Raw genomic sequence first — 16,822 nt, forward strand, 5'->3', positions numbered from 1 at the left:
GATCAGCTGGTCCGGAACCGGTCGCGCAGCTTCGCGAAGAGGCCCTGGTGGAACTCGGCGAGGCGGGGCTCGGGCGACTTCGTGCGCTTGCGGAGCTCCTCGATGAGGGCGCGCTCCTTCGCGTCCAGTCGGGTCGGTGTGACGACGTGGACGCCGACCCGGAGGTCACCGCGATTCGAGCCGCGCAGCGGCGTGATGCCGCGTCCCTTGATCGTCAGCACATCGCCCGACTGCACGCCGGCCCGCAGCTCGAGGTCGACGGGTCCGTCGAGCGATTCGATGGTCGTCGTCGCTCCCAGGACGGCGTCGGGCATCGAGACCTCGAGGGTGGCGAGGAGGTCGTCGCCCTCGCGGCTGAAGACGTCGTGCGCGGCGACGGTCACCTCGAGGTACAGGTCGCCGTTCGGGCCGCCGGCCGGGCCGACCTCGCCCGAACCGGGAAGCTGAAGACGCAGACCGGTTTCGACGCCGGCGGGGATGTCGAGCGAGACGGTGCGGCGCGCGCGCACCCGGCCCTGCCCCTGGCACGTCGTGCAGGGATAGGGAATGGTCGTCCCGTAGCCCTGGCAGACGTTGCAGGGCTGCGACGTGACGACGTTGCCGAGAAGGCTGCGGACGGTTCGCTGCACGTTCCCGGCGCCGTGGCAGACGTCGCAGGTCACCGGCTGCGTGCCGGGCTGGCAGCACGACCCCTGGCAGGTCTCGCACAGCACCGCGGTGTCGACCTCGATGTCGCGGTGCACGCCGAAGACGACCTCGCCGAGCTCGAGCGTGACGCGCACGAGAGCGTCCTGTCCGCGCTCGCGCCGCGACCGGGGTCGGCCGGCGCGGCCGCCGCCGGCTCCCCCGCCGCCGAAGAAGGTCTCGAAGATGTCGCCGAAGCCGCCGAAGCCCGCCCCGCCGAATCCGCCCGAGCCGTCTCCGCCCATGTCGTAGCGTTGCCGCTGCTCGGGGTCGCTGAGGACGTCGTAGGCGTGGGTGACGAGCTTGAAGCGCTCGGATGCGTCCTCCCCCGGGTTCACGTCGGGGTGGAGCTCGCGCGCCAGGCGGCGGTACGCCTTCTTGATCTCTTCGGGGGACGCGTCGCGCGCGACGCCCAGGACGTCGTAGTGGTCGGCCACGGATCGCCTTTCAGCCCGTTCGGGCGGGTCGGTTCGGGTCAGCGGGCGTTCTCGTCCTCGTCGAGGAGCCGGCTGAGGTAATGGGCGACGGCACGCACCGTCGCCAGGTTCGTCGGGTAGTCCATGCGGGTCGGCCCCATCAGACCGATGCGCGCGGACGAGCCCGGGACGTCGTAGTCGCCCGCGACGACGGAGGCCTCGGACAGGCCGAACGCTTCGTTCTCGCGTCCGATGCTCGCGGCGAGGCCATGCTCGTCGGCGACCATCTCGCCCATCAGCCGCAGCAGGGTGACCTGCTCCTCGATCGCCTCCAGGAGCGGATAGATGCTGCCGCGGAAGTCGGCTTCGCGGCGGGCCAGCGTCGCGGTGCCCGCCATCACGAGGCGGTCCTGTCGGAAGGTGTCGAGCTCCTCGTCGAGGATCACGGCGAGCTCGCGCACCGCGTCGGCGACGGCGCCGGCGCCCGGGGCGTCTGCGGCGAGGGCGGACACGGCGACCGATGCGTCGCGCAGCGACAGCCCCGTGACCGCGGTGCGGAGGGCGGTCTTCGCCGCGGTGAAACCGGCGTCGTCGAGCACCGTGCGGATGACGCCGACGCGCTGCGAGACGCGACCGGTGTCGGTGACGACGATCACGACGATGCGGCCGGAGCCGAGATCGACGAGCTCGATGTGGGACACGTGCGCCCGTGCGAACGACGGATACTGCACCATGGCGACCTGGCCGGTCAGCTGCGAGAGCGCCCGCACCGTGCGGACGAGCAGATCGTCGAGGTCGGCGGGGCCGTCGAGGAAGGTCGAGATCGCCGACCGCTGGGCGGTGCTGAGCGGGCGCAGTCCCGCGAGGTGGTCGACGAAGACGCGATAGCCCTTGTCGGTGGGGACGCGCCCCGACGACGTGTGCGGCGCCGCGATGAGGTCCTCGTCCTCGAGCAGTGCCATGTCGTTCCGGATCGTCGCCGCCGAGACGCCGAAGGCGTGCCGCTCGACGATGGTCTTGCTTCCGACGGGCTCGCGCGTGTCCACGTAGTCCTGGACGATCGCGCGCAGCACCTGCAGTCCGCGCTCCGAAACCATGACCCCTCCTCGCTGGCACTCGTCGGCTCTGAGTGCCAATTCTATCGCGAGCGGCCGCGGCCGTGCCGCCGGCGCGTCACTCCGTGAGAGCCCGGACCACGGCATCCGCCATGAGGCGTCCCCGCCGCGTGAGGATGACCCGCCCACGGACGGCCGCCGCACCGTCGATCAGACCGTCCGCGATGAGCGCGGCCGCAGCGCGACGGGCGTCGGCGGGGAGCTCGTCGAGACCGAGGCCCTCGGCGATGCGCGTTCTGAGCAGCACCGCTTCCAGGCGACGGGCCTCGTCATCCGGACGCTCACGCCCGGCGGCCGGCGACTCGGATGCGGCCAGCCGCTGCGCGTAGGCGGCGGGGTGCTTCACGTTCCACCATCGCAGGCCGCCGACGTGGCTGTGGGCCCCGGGCCCGTACCCCCACCAGTCGGTGCCGCGCCAGTACGCCAGGTTGTGGCGCGAGCGGTCGGCGGCGGACCGCGCCCAGTTGGAGACCTCGTACCAGCCGTATCCGGCGGCGGCGAAGACATCGTCGGCGAGCTCGTACATGTCGGCCTGGAGGTCGTCGTCCGGCGCCGGGACCTCGCCGCGACGGATCTGTCGCTCGAGCTTGGTGCCGTCCTCGATGATCAGCGCGTAGGCCGAGATGTGGTCCGGCCGCAACGCCACGGCGGCATCCACCGATCGGCGCCAGTCGTCGAGGCTCTCCCCCGGTGCCCCGTAGATGAGGTCGAGCGAGACGTGGAGGCCCGCATCGCGTGCTGCGGCGACGGCCGTGGCGACGTTCGCCGGGTCGTGGGTGCGATCGAGAGCCGCGAGCACGTGCGGCACAGCCGACTGCATGCCGATGGACAGTCGCGTCACGCCGGCGTCGGCGAGGATGCCGGCGAGCTCCGGGCTCACGGTGTCGGGATTGGCCTCGACCGTGACCTCCGCCCCCGGCGCGATCCCGAACGCCGCTCGGACGCCGGCGAGCATGCGCGCGAGGTCGCCCGGCGGAAGGAGGGTGGGGGTGCCCCCGCCGAAGAAGACCGTCTGCGCCGGACGGAGCGGTCCGCGGTCGCCGAGCACTCGTCGTGAGAGGTCGATCTCGTGGAGCACCTCGTCGGCATAGGCGTCCTGGCGAGCTCCGCGCAGCTCGGTCGCCGTGTAGGTGTTGAAGTCGCAGTAGCCGCACCGGACCCGGCAGAACGGGACGTGCAGGTAGACACCGAAATCGGTGTTCGCGTCGGCGACGACGTCGATCGGCAGGGCGCCGTCGGACGGGGCGGGATCTCCCAGCGGCAGGGTCGAGCCCATCAGAGCGTCGGCGTGGCGTACAGCGGCGAGAGCGCCCGCAGGTAGCCCTGGAAGAGCTGGCGCCGCCGGCGCCGCACCAGTGCCGGCAGCATCCGGTAGGCGAACGCCGTCGGGCGGTCGAAGGATCGCACGGTGAACCAGACCTCGTCGTTGTCGCGCCACTCGAGCAGGAACGACTCCTCGCCGCTGACGACGGAGCCCCCGACGGTTCCCAATGCGAATGCGACGCGACGGGGCTCCTCGTCGACGAAGATCACCCGGAGCTCGGCGTCGGCGCGCTGCCCGCCGACCCGCCCGTGCAGGCGCAGCGTCGTCCCGGCGCCGACGTACGGCGTGCCGTCGGCGTCGAAGCGCTGCTCCTGCGCCAGGCTGCTGGGCGCGACGGCATTGCCCTCCTCGTCGAACGCGACGCCGGTGTACATCGGACCCGACGCCGGTCGCACGTCCTCGACGCGCAGCCCGGCGCCGCGCAGCGCCGTCCACGACATGAGCTGCTCGGCGGCCGTGGCGAACCGCGCCTCGCCGCTGCCGATGCGCCACGCATCCTCGGCCGGAAGGCTCCGCTCGGGCGGGTACGCCATCAGGTCGTGCGCGCGCGTCGCGCCGACCGCCGCGTAGTCGACGGTCTCGTCTCGGAAGGTACCGCGTCGCTGGTGCATCGGATTCCTCGTTCCCCGCTGTCAGTCGTGCTGACGGGCTACTTCTTGTCCTTGCCCTCGACGTCGCCCGAGAGCGCGGCGATGAAGGCCTCCTGGGGCACCTCGACCCGCCCGACCATCTTCATGCGCTTCTTGCCCTCCTTCTGCTTCTCGAGCAGCTTGCGCTTGCGGGTGATGTCGCCGCCGTAGCACTTGGCGAGGACGTCCTTGCGGATGGCCCGGATGTTCTCGCGGGCGATGATGCGCGCGCCGATCGCAGCCTGGATGGGGACCTCGAACTGCTGGCGCGGGATGAGCTTGCGCAGGCGCTCAGTCATCAGCGTGCCGTAGGCGTACGCCTTCTCGCGGTGCACGATCGAGCTGAATGCGTCGACCTTCTCACCTTGCAGCAGGATGTCGACCTTGACGAGGTCGGCGGTCTGGGAGCCGGCGGGCTCGTAGTCGAGGCTCGCGTAGCCCTGCGTCTTGGACTTCAGGTGGTCGAAGAAGTCGAACACGATCTCGCCGAGCGGCATGTTGTAGCGCAGCTCGACGCGGTCCTCGGAAAGGTAGTCCATGCCGAGCAGCGTGCCGCGCCGCGTCTGGCAGAGCTCCATCACCGTGCCGACGTAGTCCTTCGGCAGCAGGATGCCGACCTTCACGACCGGCTCGGACACCTCGGCCACGCGGCCGTCGGGGTACTCGCTGGGATTGGTCACGACGACGGTCTCGCCCGTGTCGGTGGCGACCTCGTAGGTCACCGACGGGGCTGTCGTGATGAGGTCGAGCCCGAACTCGCGCGAGAGCCGTTCGGTGATGATCTCGAGGTGCAGCAGGCCGAGGAACCCGCACCGGAAGCCGAAGCCGAGCGCGACGGAGGTCTCGGGCTCGTACTGCAGCGACGCGTCCGAGAGCTTGAGCTTGTCGAGCGCCTCGCGCAGATCCCCGTAGTCGCTGCCGTCGATCGGGTAGATCCCCGAGAACACCATCGGCTTGGGGTCGGTGTAACCGGGCAGCGCTTGGGTCGCGGGCTTGCGATGGTTGGTGATCGTATCGCCGACCTTCGACTGACGCACGTCCTTCACGCCGGTGATCAGGTAACCGACCTCGCCGACGCCGAGTCCCTTCGTCGGGATGGGCTCCGGGCTCGAGACGCCGATCTCGAGCAGTTCATGGGTAGCACGGGTCGACATCATCTGGATGCGCTCGCGCGGCTCGAGCTTGCCGTCGACCATGCGCACGTAGGTCACGACCCCTCGGTACGCGTCGTAGACCGAGTCGAAGATCATCGCCCGGGCCGGTGCGTCGGCGTCGCCGACCGGCGCCGGGATCTTCTCGACGATGCGGTCGAGGAGATCCTCGACGCCCATTCCGGTCTTGCCGCTCACGCGCAGGACGTCCTCCGGCGAACCGCCGATGAGGTTCGCCAGCTCCGCCGCGTACTTCGCCGGGTCGGCCGCAGGAAGATCGATCTTGTTCAGCACGGGGATGATCTGCAGGTCGTTCTCGAGCGCGAGGTACAGATTCGCGAGGGTCTGCGCCTCGATGCCCTGTGCCGCATCGACGAGCAGGATCGCGCCCTCGCACGCGGCGAGCGAGCGGCTGACCTCGTAGGTGAAGTCGACGTGGCCGGGCGTGTCGATCATGTTGAGGGCGAACGTGCCGCCGTCGGCGGCCCACGGCATCCGCACCGCCTGGCTCTTGATCGTGATGCCGCGCTCGCGCTCGATGTCCATGCGATCGAGGTACTGCGCGCGCATGTCGCGGTCGGCGACGACGCCGGTGATCTGCAGCATGCGGTCGGCCAACGTCGACTTGCCGTGGTCGATGTGGGCGATGATGCAGAAGTTGCGGATGAGCTCGGGCGGCGTTGCGGCAGGCGCGAGCGGCTGGGATGCGCGCGGAGACATGTCCCGGGAAGTCTACCCGGGGCCGGTCCCGGCGTCCGCGATGCGAGCCGCGGCCGGTGCCGGCGCGCCTCGCGCGCGGGAGGCTACGCGCGCCCCGCCGGGACACGCCAGAGATCACCTCCGTGAAAAACAATTAACCAATCCGCTACTTGCCGAACACATTCATCGCATCGAATGCTCAATGAGGCGGTCGGCAACTGCGCGAAATCCTCCGCGCCCGGGACGCCGTTCGGGAGAACACCGTGAGCACAGCACGACCTGTCGCGCGCCCGCGACGATCGATCCGACCCTGGGTGGCCTCGTGCGCCGCTCTCGTGATCGCGACGGGGGGTGTGGGGGTGGCCGCGGTACCGGCCAGCGCGGCCGTCTCGGCCGACGCACCCGTCGTGATCAACGAGATCTACGGCGGCGGCGGCAACTCGGGCGCCGCGTACAACCGCGATTTCGTCGAGCTTCGCAACGTCTCCGACGCGGTCGTGGACCTCAGCGGCTGGAGCGTGCAGTACGCCTCCGCCACCGGCGGGGCCGGATCGTCGCTGTGGCAGAAGACGACGCTCGAGAACGCATCGATCGAGCCGGGCGGGTATCTGCTGGTCGGACAGGCCTTCGGCGGGAACCGCGACCTTCCCGCCCTCGACGTCGACGTTGACGGCTCCATCAACATGAGCGGCACCACGGGCAAGGTCGCGCTGGTCGACGACGCCAAGCTCCCCGCGGGCACGTCCATCCTGAGCGGGTCCTCCGGACTGACCACGACGGACGCCGTCGTCGACTTCGTCGGCTGGGGCGGAGCAAGCGACTTCGCCGGTTCGGCCGCCGCCCCCGCGACGACCAACGCCACGAGCGTTTCGCGGGATGCCGCGTCGACGAACACCGCCGACAACGCCGCCGACTTCACGACCGGCGCGCCCACCCCGCAGGGATCCGGCGCGCCGGAGCAGCCCGGCGAACCCGAACAGCCCGGCGAGCCCGAACAGCCCGGCGAGCCGGAGCAGCCCGGCGCTGCGGTCGAGGCGAGTATCGCCGAGATCCAGGGCGCCGGCGGCATCTCCCGTCTCGACGGTCAGCGGGTGACCACCGTCGGAATCGTGACGGCCCATTACCCGACCGGCGGCTACGACGGGTACGTCATCCAGACGCCCGGGACGGGCGGTGCGATCGATCTCGCGACCCACGCGGCGTCCGACGCGATCTTCGTCTACTCACCGGACGGCGTCGGCGAGGTCGCGCCCGGCCAGACGGTGCGCGTCACCGGCACGGTCGGCGACTACTTCGGTCTGACTCAGCTGACGGTGTCGGCAGGCGAGGCGACCGCGGTCGAGGACGGTGCTCCGGTCGCTCCCGCGCAGGTCGCGTGGCCCACCGACTCGGCGCAGCGCGAGTCGCTCCAGTCGATGCTCCTGGCGCCGCAGGGCGAGTTCGTGGTCGCGGACAACTACAGCCTCAACACGTACGGCGAACTCGTGCTCGCCTCCGGCTCGGAGCCGCTGCGGCAGCCGACCGACGTGGCCCGGCCGGGCTCGGCCGAGGCAGCGGCCGTCGTCGCCGACAACGCCGCTCGGCGCGTCGTCCTCGATGACGGATCGAAGATCGATCTCCGCACCGACGCACTCACTCCCCCGTACATCTCGACGACGGAGCCGGTTCGCGTGGGCGCGGCGGTGACGTTCGACGAGCCTGTGGTTCTGGACTACCGCAACAACACCTGGAAGCTGAACCCGGTGCGGCACATCGTCGGCGACGGCGCTCGCACCGACGGCATCACGGTGGCCGACACCCGCACGGACGCCCCCGCGGCGGTCGGCGGCGATGTCACCGTCGCCTCGTTCAACGTGCTCAACTACTTCACGACGCTCGGCGACGAGAACGCGAGCTGCCAGCCCTTCACCGACCGCCAGGGGCAGGGGACCAACGTCCGCACCGGCTGCCCGCAGCGCGGCGCCTGGGACGCGGCGTCGTTCGAGCGTCAGCAGTCCAAGATCGTGTCCGCCATCACCGCGCTTGACGCGTCGGTCGTCGGCCTCATGGAGATCGAGGACTCGGCCAGCCTCGGCGAGGACGAGGATGAAGCCGTCTCGACGCTCGTCGAGGCTCTGAACACCGCCGCGGGAACCGATCGGTGGGCATTCGTCCCGTCGTCTGACGAGCTCCCCGCCGCCTCGGGGCGCGACGTCATCACGAACGCGATCATCTACCAGCCGGCAGAGGTCGAGCGCGTGGGCGACTCGCGGGCGCTCGGTGATCAGTCCGCCGACGGCGAGGCGTTCCAGAACGCTCGCGCGCCGATCGGTCAGGTCTTCGAGCCGGCTGACGGCGGCGAGGAGTTCCTGTTCGTCGTCAACCACTTCAAGTCCAAGGGTTCTGCCGGTCCGTGGCCCGGCGATGCCGATGCGCGCGACGGTCAGGGATTCTCCAACGAATCGCGCGTGCGTCAGGCGGAAGCGCTCGATGCCTGGGTCGCCGAGGTGCAGGGCGACGTCGACGCGGTGCTCCTGGCCGGAGATTTCAACTCGTATTCGCAGGAGGATCCGCTCGAGGTCTTCTACGAGTCGGGGTACGTCAACGCGAGCGTCGAGTTCGATCTCGCGCAGCCGACCTACCTCTTCGAGGGGCTCTCGGGATCGCTCGATCACATCCTCATGAACGAAGCCGCGTACGAGCGTGCGACGGATGCCGACATCTGGAACATCAACGCCGGGGAATCGGTCTTCCTCGAGTACAGCCGGCACAACTATTTCCCGGTGGACTTCCACGCCGACGGCCCGTACCGGTCCTCGGACCACGATCCGGTGAAGGTCGGTCTGTCGGCGGATGCCGCGGCTCCGGTGGACCCGGTCGAGCTCACCCTGCTCGGCTTCAACGACTTCCACGGCCGCATCACGGGGATCACACCCCCGAAGCCGGCGGCGGGAACGACGCCGGCGCAGCCGGAGAACGCCGGCACGGTCGGCTTCGCGGGGACCATCGAGGAGCTGCGCGCCGACGCACCCGACGCGGTGCTGCTCTCGGCCGGCGACAACATCGGCGCCTCACTCCCGGCATCCTCGCTCGCGCAGGACCAGCCCACGATCGACGTGCTGAACGCTCTCGGCCTCGAGGCCAGCGCGGTCGGGAACCACGAGTTCGACCGCGGGTTCCCCGACCTGCGCGACCGTGTGATCCCGAGCGCCGACTTCTCGCACCTCGGCGCGAATGTCTACGCCGCGGGTACCGAGACGCCGCAGCTCGACGAGTACCAGCTGGTCGAGTCGCAGGGCCTGACGGTCGGCGTCATCGGAGTCGTGACCCAGGAGACCGCCTCTCTCGTCAGCGGCGCCGGCATCGCCGGGCTCGAGTTCGGCGACCCGGTGGCCGCGGTCAACCGCGTCGCAGCCGACCTCACCGACGGCGAGGGCGACCAGGCCGACGTGATCGTGGCGGTGTACCACGAGGGGGCGCCCGACGACGCCTCGTCGGCGAGCCTCGACGAGGCCGTCGCCGACAGCGCGGTCTTCCGCCGGATCGTCGAGCAGACCTCACCCGAGGTCGCGGCGATCTTCACCGGCCACACGCACAAGCTCTACGCCTGGTCGGCGACGATCCCCGGCACCGAGCGCACCCGCCCGATCGTCCAGACCGGCTCGTACGGCGCCAACATCGGCAAGGTCGTCCTGACGGTCGACCCGCGTACCGGCGACGTGCTCGCGCACACCCAGGAGAACGTGAGTCGGACCGCGACGCTCGCGGCCGATCTCATCGCGGCCTATCCCCGAGTGGCCGAGGTGAACGCGATCGTCCAGCAGGCGCTCGCCGACTTCGCCGAGATCGGCAACACGCCGGTCGCGACGATCGACAGCGACATCACGACCGCTCACGCCGGTGGAACGTACGCCAACGGGGTCTACACCGGCGGTGCCCGCGACAACCGGGCGGCCGAGTCGTCGCTCGGCAACCTCGTGGCCGAGTCGATCCGATCGAACCTCGCCAACCTGCCGAACGGTGCTCAGATCGGCATCACGAACTCGGGCGGTCTGCGGGCCGAGCTCTACGACACGCAGGCCGAGTTCGGCGAGAACGCCGTGCCCGGTGTCGGCGACGGCCAGATCACGTGGGGCCAGGCGTACGCCGTGCTGCCGTTCAACAACACGATGGCCCTCGTGACCCTCACGGGTGCCGACTTCGTGAAGGTGCTCGAGCAGCAGTGGCAGCGCGCCGCGGACGGCTCGGTCCCCTCCCGGCCGTACCTGCAGCTGGGGCTCTCCGACAACGTGACCTACACGTACGACGAGACGCGGCCCGAGGGCGACCGGATCACCTCCGTGACCGTCGACGGGCAGCCGCTCGATGAGGCGGCCGAGTACCGCATCGGAACGCTCTCCTTCCTCGCGACGGGTTCGGGAGACAACTTCCGGGCGTTCGCCGCCGGCACCGACTACGTCGACACCGGTTTCCTCGACCACGAGGCCTGGATCGAGTACCTCGGTGCGCAGGAGACGGTCGCGCCGTCGTTCGCCAAGCACGCGGTCCAGGTCCAGGGCGTGCCCGAGACGGCCGCTCCCGGCTCGGAGCTGACGCTCACCGTGTCGAATCTGAACATGACGAGTCTGGGTGCGCCGGAGACCGCGGCGCTGGACGTCTCGTGGAACGGCGCGGTCCTCGCAACGGCGCCCGTCGCGAGCGGCAGCGCGGTCGTCACGGTCACGTTGCCGGACGACCTGCCGGGCGGTGCGACCGAGCTCGTGCTCACGACGGACGTGCCCGGAACCACGGTCACGGTTCCCGTGCAGGTGGCCGCTGCCGGCGAGCCCGGCACCGCACCGGGTGCGGAGCCCGGTGCGGACGCGTGGGCGCAGGTCGAGCTGTCGACCACCCGCGTCGAGCGCGGCGGATCGATCGACGTGCGCGTGTCGGGTCTCGCTCCCGGCCAGCAGATCGGCGCGACCCTCTTCAGCGATCCGATCGTCGTGTCGGGCATCCCGGCCGCGAACGCCGCTGGCGTGACGTCGTTCCGGGTCGCGATCCCGGCGAACCTGTCGCTCGGCGCGCACACCCTGCAGATCACGGCGGCGGGCGAAGAGCCGCTCGAGTACGCCATCACCGTCGTGCCCGCCGGGCAGCTGGCGGCGACCGGCGCGGAGACTCCGCTCGGCGTGATGCTCGCCCTCGCGATGCTGCTCGTGGCCGGCGGAGTGCTGACTGTGACGCGTCGGCGGACGGTGCGCGCGCACGACTGACGAGCGCAGCGCGAAGCTCGCGGATGCGGCGGCGTCCGGACCTCGGTCCGGGCGCCGCCGCATCGGCGTCGCCCCGGCCGACTTTCGTAGAGTGGGGGCATGGCTGCGCAGGTGGTGCTCGTTCACGGCATCCGAACGTCGGCGACGATGTGGCGCGCGCAGGTCGCCCATCTGCGCGACCGGGGAGTCCCGGTGACCGCCGTCGATCTGCCCGGCCACGGCACCCGTATGGCGGAGCCCTTCACCCTCGACGGCGCGTTCGAGACGATCGACGGCGCCGTGCGACAGGCGGCGGAGCGCGGCCCGGTGCTGCTCATCGGGCATTCGATGGGTGGGCTGCTGAGCACGGCGTACGTGGGGCGCGAGGATCGGCCACCGGTGTCGGCGTTCATCGCCGCGTCATGCACCGCGATCCCGCGAGGTGTCGGTCTCGCGATCTACCGTGCGCTCGCCCTGGGCTTCGACCGTCTACCCGGCCGCGGACAGCGCATCACCGACTGGGTGCTCGACCGCACCCTTCCCGTCGAGACGCGACCCGACTTCGGCGCGGGCGGCTACGCCTACGACGCGCAGGACGTGGCCCTCGCGAGTCTGTCGGTGCTCGATCTTCTCGCAGCGCTCCGCCGCATCGACGTCCCGATGTGGTTCGTCAACGGGCAGTACGACCAGCTCCGCCTCAACGAGCGCCTCTTCGCCAGGCTCGCCCCCGCCGCCGAGCTGATCGTCATCCCGCGGACGAGTCACCTCGTGACCGCGATGCGCCCGCGGGTCTTCAACGCGGTGGTCGACCTCGCGCTCGCCACGCTCGCCGATACCGGCTCGCGCAGCGCGACCTGATAGACTCTGTAGTCGGCTTGCCGTGTGAGTTCCTCCCTCACACGACCGCCGCGCGGCATCCCTCTACTGTCGCACGGCACACTCAACCGAAACTCCGAACGAAAGACGTCGAACGTGGCGAACATCAAGTCGCAGATCAAGCGCAACAAGACCAACGAGAAGGCGCGCGAGCGCAACAAGGCCGTCAAGAGCGCGCTCAAGACCGAGGTGCGTCGCACCCGCGAGGCCATCGCCGCGGGCGACAAGGCCGCCGCCGAGAAGGCACTGGCCACGGCCACCAAGAAGCTCGACAAGGCTGTGAGCAAGGGCGTCATCCACGAGAACCAGGCTGCGAACCGCAAGTCCTCGATCGCCAAGCAGGTCGCCGCTCTCTGAGCCGCAGCGCCCGCCGAGAAGGCCCGTCCCGATCCCGGGGCGGGCCTTCTCGTTCGTCCCGGCACGCGTGTCCGCGAGACAGCACTCTCGCGCCGAGAGACCGGGGTTGCCCCACGGTCTCGGCGCGGAACTGATGTCTCGCGCGATGGGGGCGGGTCAGGCCCCGTAGGGAGCCCGCGTCGCGATCACCGTGACGAGGCGTTCGACCGCGAACACCGGGTCACGCGAGGCGCCCTTCACCTCCGCGTCGGCACGGGCCGTGGCCTGGATCGCCGTGGCGAGAGCCGACTCCGACCATCCGACGAGGTCGCGCTTGGCGCGGTCGACCTGCCAGTCCTTCATCCCCAGGCGGGCGGCCAGAGCCGTCGACGGCTCCCGCGAGCCCACGACGCGGGCCATCGTCCGGAGCTTCGATGCGATCGCCGCGACCAGGGGCACGGGGTCGGCGCCACTGGCGAGGGCGTGGCGAAGCGTCAGGAGGGCTTCGCCGTAGCGACCCGCGATCGCGGTGTCCGCCACCGCGAACGCCGTCGTCTCGACACGGCCGCCGTAGTACCGCTCGACCACCTGATCACCGATGTCCCCCGGCACATCCGCGATGAGCTGCTGGCACGCGGCCGCGAGCTCGGTCAGATCATCGGCGAACGCCGAGACGAGCGTGCGGAGAGCCGACGGCGCAATGCGTTTGCCCGCCGTCTTGAACTCGCCGGCCGCGAAATCGAATCGGTCGGAATCGCGCTTGACGGCGGGGCAGGCGACCTCGACTCCGCCGCCCGTGCCGGCACGGATCGCGTCGAGGAGCTTCTTGCCTCGGACGCTCGAGCCGGTGTGCCGCAGGACGACCGTCGCACCGTCCTGGGGATTCTCGATGTAAGCCAGCGCCTCGGTCAGGAACGCGTCGGAGCACTTCTCGACGCCCGCGACGCGGATGAGGCGGGGCTCGCCGAACAGCGAGGGCGAGGACATCGCGAGCAGCGACCCGGAGGCGTAGTCGTCCGCGCGCAGATCGGAGACCTCGAGGCTCGGGTCTTCGGCCTTGAGATAGTCGCGCACACCGGCCGTGGCACGCTCGGCGCACACCTCTTCGGGACCCGAGACCAGCACGATGGGAGCGGGCTCGGGCGACCGCCACGACAGCTGCGGAATGGCGGACTTCGCAGGTGTGCGCGCGGCGCCGCGCGCGGGGGCACGACGCGGGCTCGGGGACATGACTCCAGCCTAATCGTCGGGCCCGACACCGTCGGGGTGCTCGGTCCACAGCCTGAGCGCCCCCGCCGGGCCGGGGCCCGACGCGAGCACGGCGACGCTCCCGGCGCGATCCGTGCGCGCGACGGCGGCGCCCGCGCCGATGAGGACGTCGAGGATCTCCCGGCGCGGGTGACCGTAATCGTTCTCGCCCACCGAGACCAGGGCTATCCGCGGCGCGATGCGCCGGTAGAGCTCGGCGAACTGGTCGGCACTGCCGTGATGGGCGACCTTCACCACGTCCACCGTGCCGATCGCTCGCGCCCCGGCGGCCAGCATCCGCTGCGGTTCTTCGCTGAGATCGCCCAACAGGACGGTCGCCGGGATGCCCCCGCCCCGGATGTCGATGACGACGCTCGCATCGTTGCCGGACTCCGCGGGCGGCGTCGCCATGGCCGGGATGCCGTTCCGACGCTCTCGCGGCCAGAGCACCCGCCAGCGGGCGTCACCGAGCGTCCCGCTCACGCCCGCCGCGACCGGGATCACGCGCGCCCCTCCCCCGCCGAGCATCGCCAGCGCACTCTGGTCGTCGCCGCGGCTCACCGGCCCGTGGAGCACCGCCCCGACGCGACCCACGACAGCGTCGACACCACCCCGATGGTCGAGGTCGAAATGCGTGAGCACGAGGATGTCGACGACGCCGACGCCGAAGCGGTCGAGGCATCGCCCGAGGGCATCGGGGTCGGGGCCGGTGTCGACCAGGGCGACCCGACCCGCCGAGCGCAGCAGCACGGCGTCGCCCTGCCCGACGTCGCAGGCGACGATCGCCCAATCGGTCGGGGTGTTCGCGCGCGTGATCGGCCCCGCGAGGAGCGCGCTCCCGGTGACGACGCCGACGACGACCGCGACGACGGCTCGCGCCCACCGCCGCCGCGCGGTGTCGACCGGCAGGGTGAGCCATGCGAGCGCGGCGGCGCAGACGAGTGCCGCGAGGACGGCTCCGCCCCACCCGGGAACCCACGGAACGGAGCTGAACGGCAGATCGGCGGCGGTCCCGGCGATCGCCGCGACCCAGGCGCAGGGGATCCACGCGAGGGCTGAGAGGCCGCTTGCGAGCACGGGGACAGGAGCGGCCAGGCACGCCGCGAGCCCCAGCACGGTGGCGACCGGGGCTGCGGGCGCGGCGAGCATGTTCGCGATCACCGCGTAGACCGGCATCCGCGGATCGATGGTGATGATCAGCGGCATGACCGCCAACTGGGCGGACAGCGAGGTGGCGACCGCCAGGGCGAGCGGGCGGGGCAGCACCCGTCCGAGCCGGTCGGCCATGGGTCCGGCGAACAGGAGAAGGGCCGCGGTCGCTGCTGCGGAGAGTCCGAACCCCACCGACCCCGCGAGCCACGGATCCAGGACGAGCGCCACGGTGACGGCGAGGCAGAGCACGGAGACCCCCGCGCCGGCGCGGCCGAGGAGCAGCGCGATCATGGCGATCCCGGCCATCGCGGCGGCGCGGACGACGCTCGGCTCCGGCGTCACCAGAACGACGAAGGCTCCGAGCGCCACCCCTCCCGTCGCGACACGGACGCCCCGTCGTGCGCCGCAGGCAGCCACGAGCCCGTACGCGATCACGACGATCAGCGCGCAGTTCGCGCCCGAGACCGCTGTCAGATGCGACAGGGACGCGGTCTTCATGTCCGCATCGAGGTCCTCCGACACGCCGCTCGTCTCCCCCACCGCCATCCCCGCGACGAGACCGCCGCCCGGCTGCGGCAGGCTGCGGGCTTCGGCGACGAGGGCGCTTCGCAGCTCGGCGGCGACGGCGAGCACGCCCGTCGGTGCGCCCGTGACCTCGAGCGAGGCGGTGGCGTCCACGACGAGCACCGCGCGCTCTCCGGGGCCGGCTGCGAAGGCGGTACCGGAGATCGTCACGGACGATCCGAGGTCGAGGCCGTCCGGACGCTCGGCCGATCGCACGACAATCGGTACCGCCGCGTTGGCCACCGCCTGTCCCGCCTGCGCTCGCTCGGACACCGCGTCGAAGCGCCAGCCCGAAGGACTTCGCTCCACCTTCCCCGAGACGACCGCGTCGACGGTGAGGACGCGCCCACCCCCGATCGGCAGGTCCGAGACCCGAGCGCGTACCGGCTCGGCAGCCGCGACACCCGACGCGACGGCGGCAACGGCCGCGAGCACGAGCACGATGACGACGGGGGCACCACGTGTGGCGTTCCGACCGGCCACGGCTCGTTCGCTTCGACCGACGAGCAGCAGTCCCGTCACCGTCGCAGCGGCGCTCCAGCCCGCCACCGCCATCCCCGGCGCGGCGCCCGGCGCCGCCGTCGAGACCAGCGCTGCGGCCCATGTCCCGAGGGCGACCGGAAGAAGGCGCAGGTCGCGGCGTCGCGCGCGCCGCCCCGACCGTGCGGCCGTCACAGCCCGCCGAGCCGTCATACCCGCACCCGCTCGCGGATCCCGTCGAGCAGCTTCTCGCCGATGCCCGAGACCGACAGCAGATCCTCGACGTTCGTGAACCGCCCGTTCTCCTCGCGCCAGGAGACGATCCGCTGCGCAAGGGCGGGGCCGATCCGGGGCAGCGTCTCGAGGAGAGCCGCGTCCGCCGTGTTGAGATCGATGACGGCGTCCGCCCCGCCGCCCGCGACGGTGCCGGGAGCCGGAGCCGGCGCGGCGCCCACCTCCGGGACGATCAGCTGCTCGCCGTCGGAGATCGGGCGGGCAAGATTGACGGCAGCGCGATCGGCCGACGGTGTGAAGCCCCCGGCCGCCGCGACCGCGTCGACGACCCGAGCGTCGACGGCGAGGCGGTACAGACCGGGAGCAGCCACGGCGCCCGACACGTGGACGTACGCCGCGGCATCCGCTGTCGTCGAGGTCACCTGTGGCGCCGGCAGCTCGCTCTGCGTCGAAGCCGACGACGTGCGGACCAGACCGACGACGACGGTGAGGGTCGCTACCGCGAGGACCAGGACGACGGCCGCGCCGGCACCGATCCTGCGGCGCTGATCCCGTCGTTCGCCCGGCTCCACCCGGTCAGATTACGGAGGCGGTCCGCCCGCCTCGCCGCGCACCGCCGAACCCGGTGGACAGGCGCGCCGGAGACACCGTCGGGGAGGGAGCGCAGCGCGCCGTCCTCCCCGCCGCGGGGTCCTCACCGG

The 16,822-nt window shown here is 71.4% G+C and carries 11 protein-coding genes; 3 read left to right on the top strand and 8 right to left on the bottom strand.

The window, feature by feature from the left end; all coding sequences use genetic code 11:
• Positions 1-2: 2 nt before the first annotated feature.
• From dnaJ to lepA, 5 genes are all read right to left on the bottom strand, one after another.
• Entirely contained in the window at positions 3-1,121 is a 1,119-nt protein-coding gene (gene dnaJ, locus F6B42_RS07210) for a molecular chaperone DnaJ (protein WP_150418954.1), read from the bottom strand.
• 38 nt (positions 1,122-1,159) lie between these two features.
• Positions 1,160-2,197, bottom strand: coding sequence for a heat-inducible transcriptional repressor HrcA (gene hrcA / locus F6B42_RS07215; protein WP_150418955.1), 1,038 nt, complete (start codon positions 2,195-2,197; stop codon positions 1,160-1,162).
• Between the two features lie 76 nt (positions 2,198-2,273).
• Positions 2,274-3,491, bottom strand: coding sequence for a radical SAM family heme chaperone HemW (hemW, locus tag F6B42_RS07220; protein WP_150418956.1), 1,218 nt, complete (start codon positions 3,489-3,491; stop codon positions 2,274-2,276).
• Complete coding sequence (locus F6B42_RS07225; RefSeq protein ID WP_150418957.1) at positions 3,491-4,150, bottom strand: DUF1990 family protein; 660 nt, start codon at positions 4,148-4,150, stop codon at positions 3,491-3,493. The genes hemW and F6B42_RS07225 overlap by 1 nt, the downstream gene beginning before the upstream one ends.
• A 38-nt stretch (positions 4,151-4,188) precedes the next feature.
• Positions 4,189-6,039 (bottom strand): translation elongation factor 4, encoded by a 1,851-nt coding sequence (gene lepA, locus F6B42_RS07230; protein WP_150418958.1) that lies wholly within the window; start codon positions 6,037-6,039, stop codon positions 4,189-4,191.
• 338 nt (positions 6,040-6,377) lie between these two features.
• Between lepA and F6B42_RS07235 the strand changes: the two genes are divergently transcribed.
• From F6B42_RS07235 to rpsT, 3 genes are all read left to right on the top strand, one after another.
• Positions 6,378-11,252: an ExeM/NucH family extracellular endonuclease gene (locus F6B42_RS07235; protein ID WP_223878396.1), complete on the top strand. Its 4,875-nt coding sequence runs from the start codon at positions 6,378-6,380 to the stop codon at positions 11,250-11,252.
• A 99-nt stretch (positions 11,253-11,351) separates the two neighbouring features.
• Entirely contained in the window at positions 11,352-12,089 is a 738-nt protein-coding gene (locus tag F6B42_RS07240) for an alpha/beta fold hydrolase (protein ID WP_150418959.1), read from the top strand.
• Positions 12,090-12,203: 114 nt separating this feature from the next.
• Complete coding sequence (rpsT, locus tag F6B42_RS07245; protein ID WP_150418960.1) at positions 12,204-12,464, top strand: 30S ribosomal protein S20; 261 nt, start codon at positions 12,204-12,206, stop codon at positions 12,462-12,464.
• Positions 12,465-12,620: 156 nt separating this feature from the next.
• Here the strand turns inward: rpsT and holA are convergent, their stop codons facing one another.
• From holA to F6B42_RS07260, 3 genes are read right to left on the bottom strand one after another with little or no spacing between them, the layout of a single operon-like run.
• The gene (gene holA, locus F6B42_RS07250) at positions 12,621-13,673 is read right to left on the bottom strand and encodes a DNA polymerase III subunit delta (protein ID WP_150418961.1); all 1,053 of its coding nucleotides are present in this window, start codon (positions 13,671-13,673) and stop codon (positions 12,621-12,623) included.
• A gap of 9 nt (positions 13,674-13,682) precedes the next feature.
• On the bottom strand, positions 13,683-16,100 hold the full coding sequence (locus tag F6B42_RS07255; protein WP_150418962.1) for a ComEC/Rec2 family competence protein: 2,418 nt from the start codon (positions 16,098-16,100) through the stop codon (positions 13,683-13,685).
• The gene (locus tag F6B42_RS07260) at positions 16,097-16,693 is read right to left on the bottom strand and encodes a ComEA family DNA-binding protein (protein ID WP_150418963.1); all 597 of its coding nucleotides are present in this window, start codon (positions 16,691-16,693) and stop codon (positions 16,097-16,099) included. The genes F6B42_RS07255 and F6B42_RS07260 overlap by 4 nt, the downstream gene beginning before the upstream one ends.
• Between the last annotated feature and the right edge of the window lie 129 nt (positions 16,694-16,822).

The organism is Microbacterium radiodurans (assembly GCF_008710705.1).
Lineage (GTDB): Bacteria > Actinomycetota > Actinomycetes > Actinomycetales > Microbacteriaceae > Microbacterium > Microbacterium radiodurans.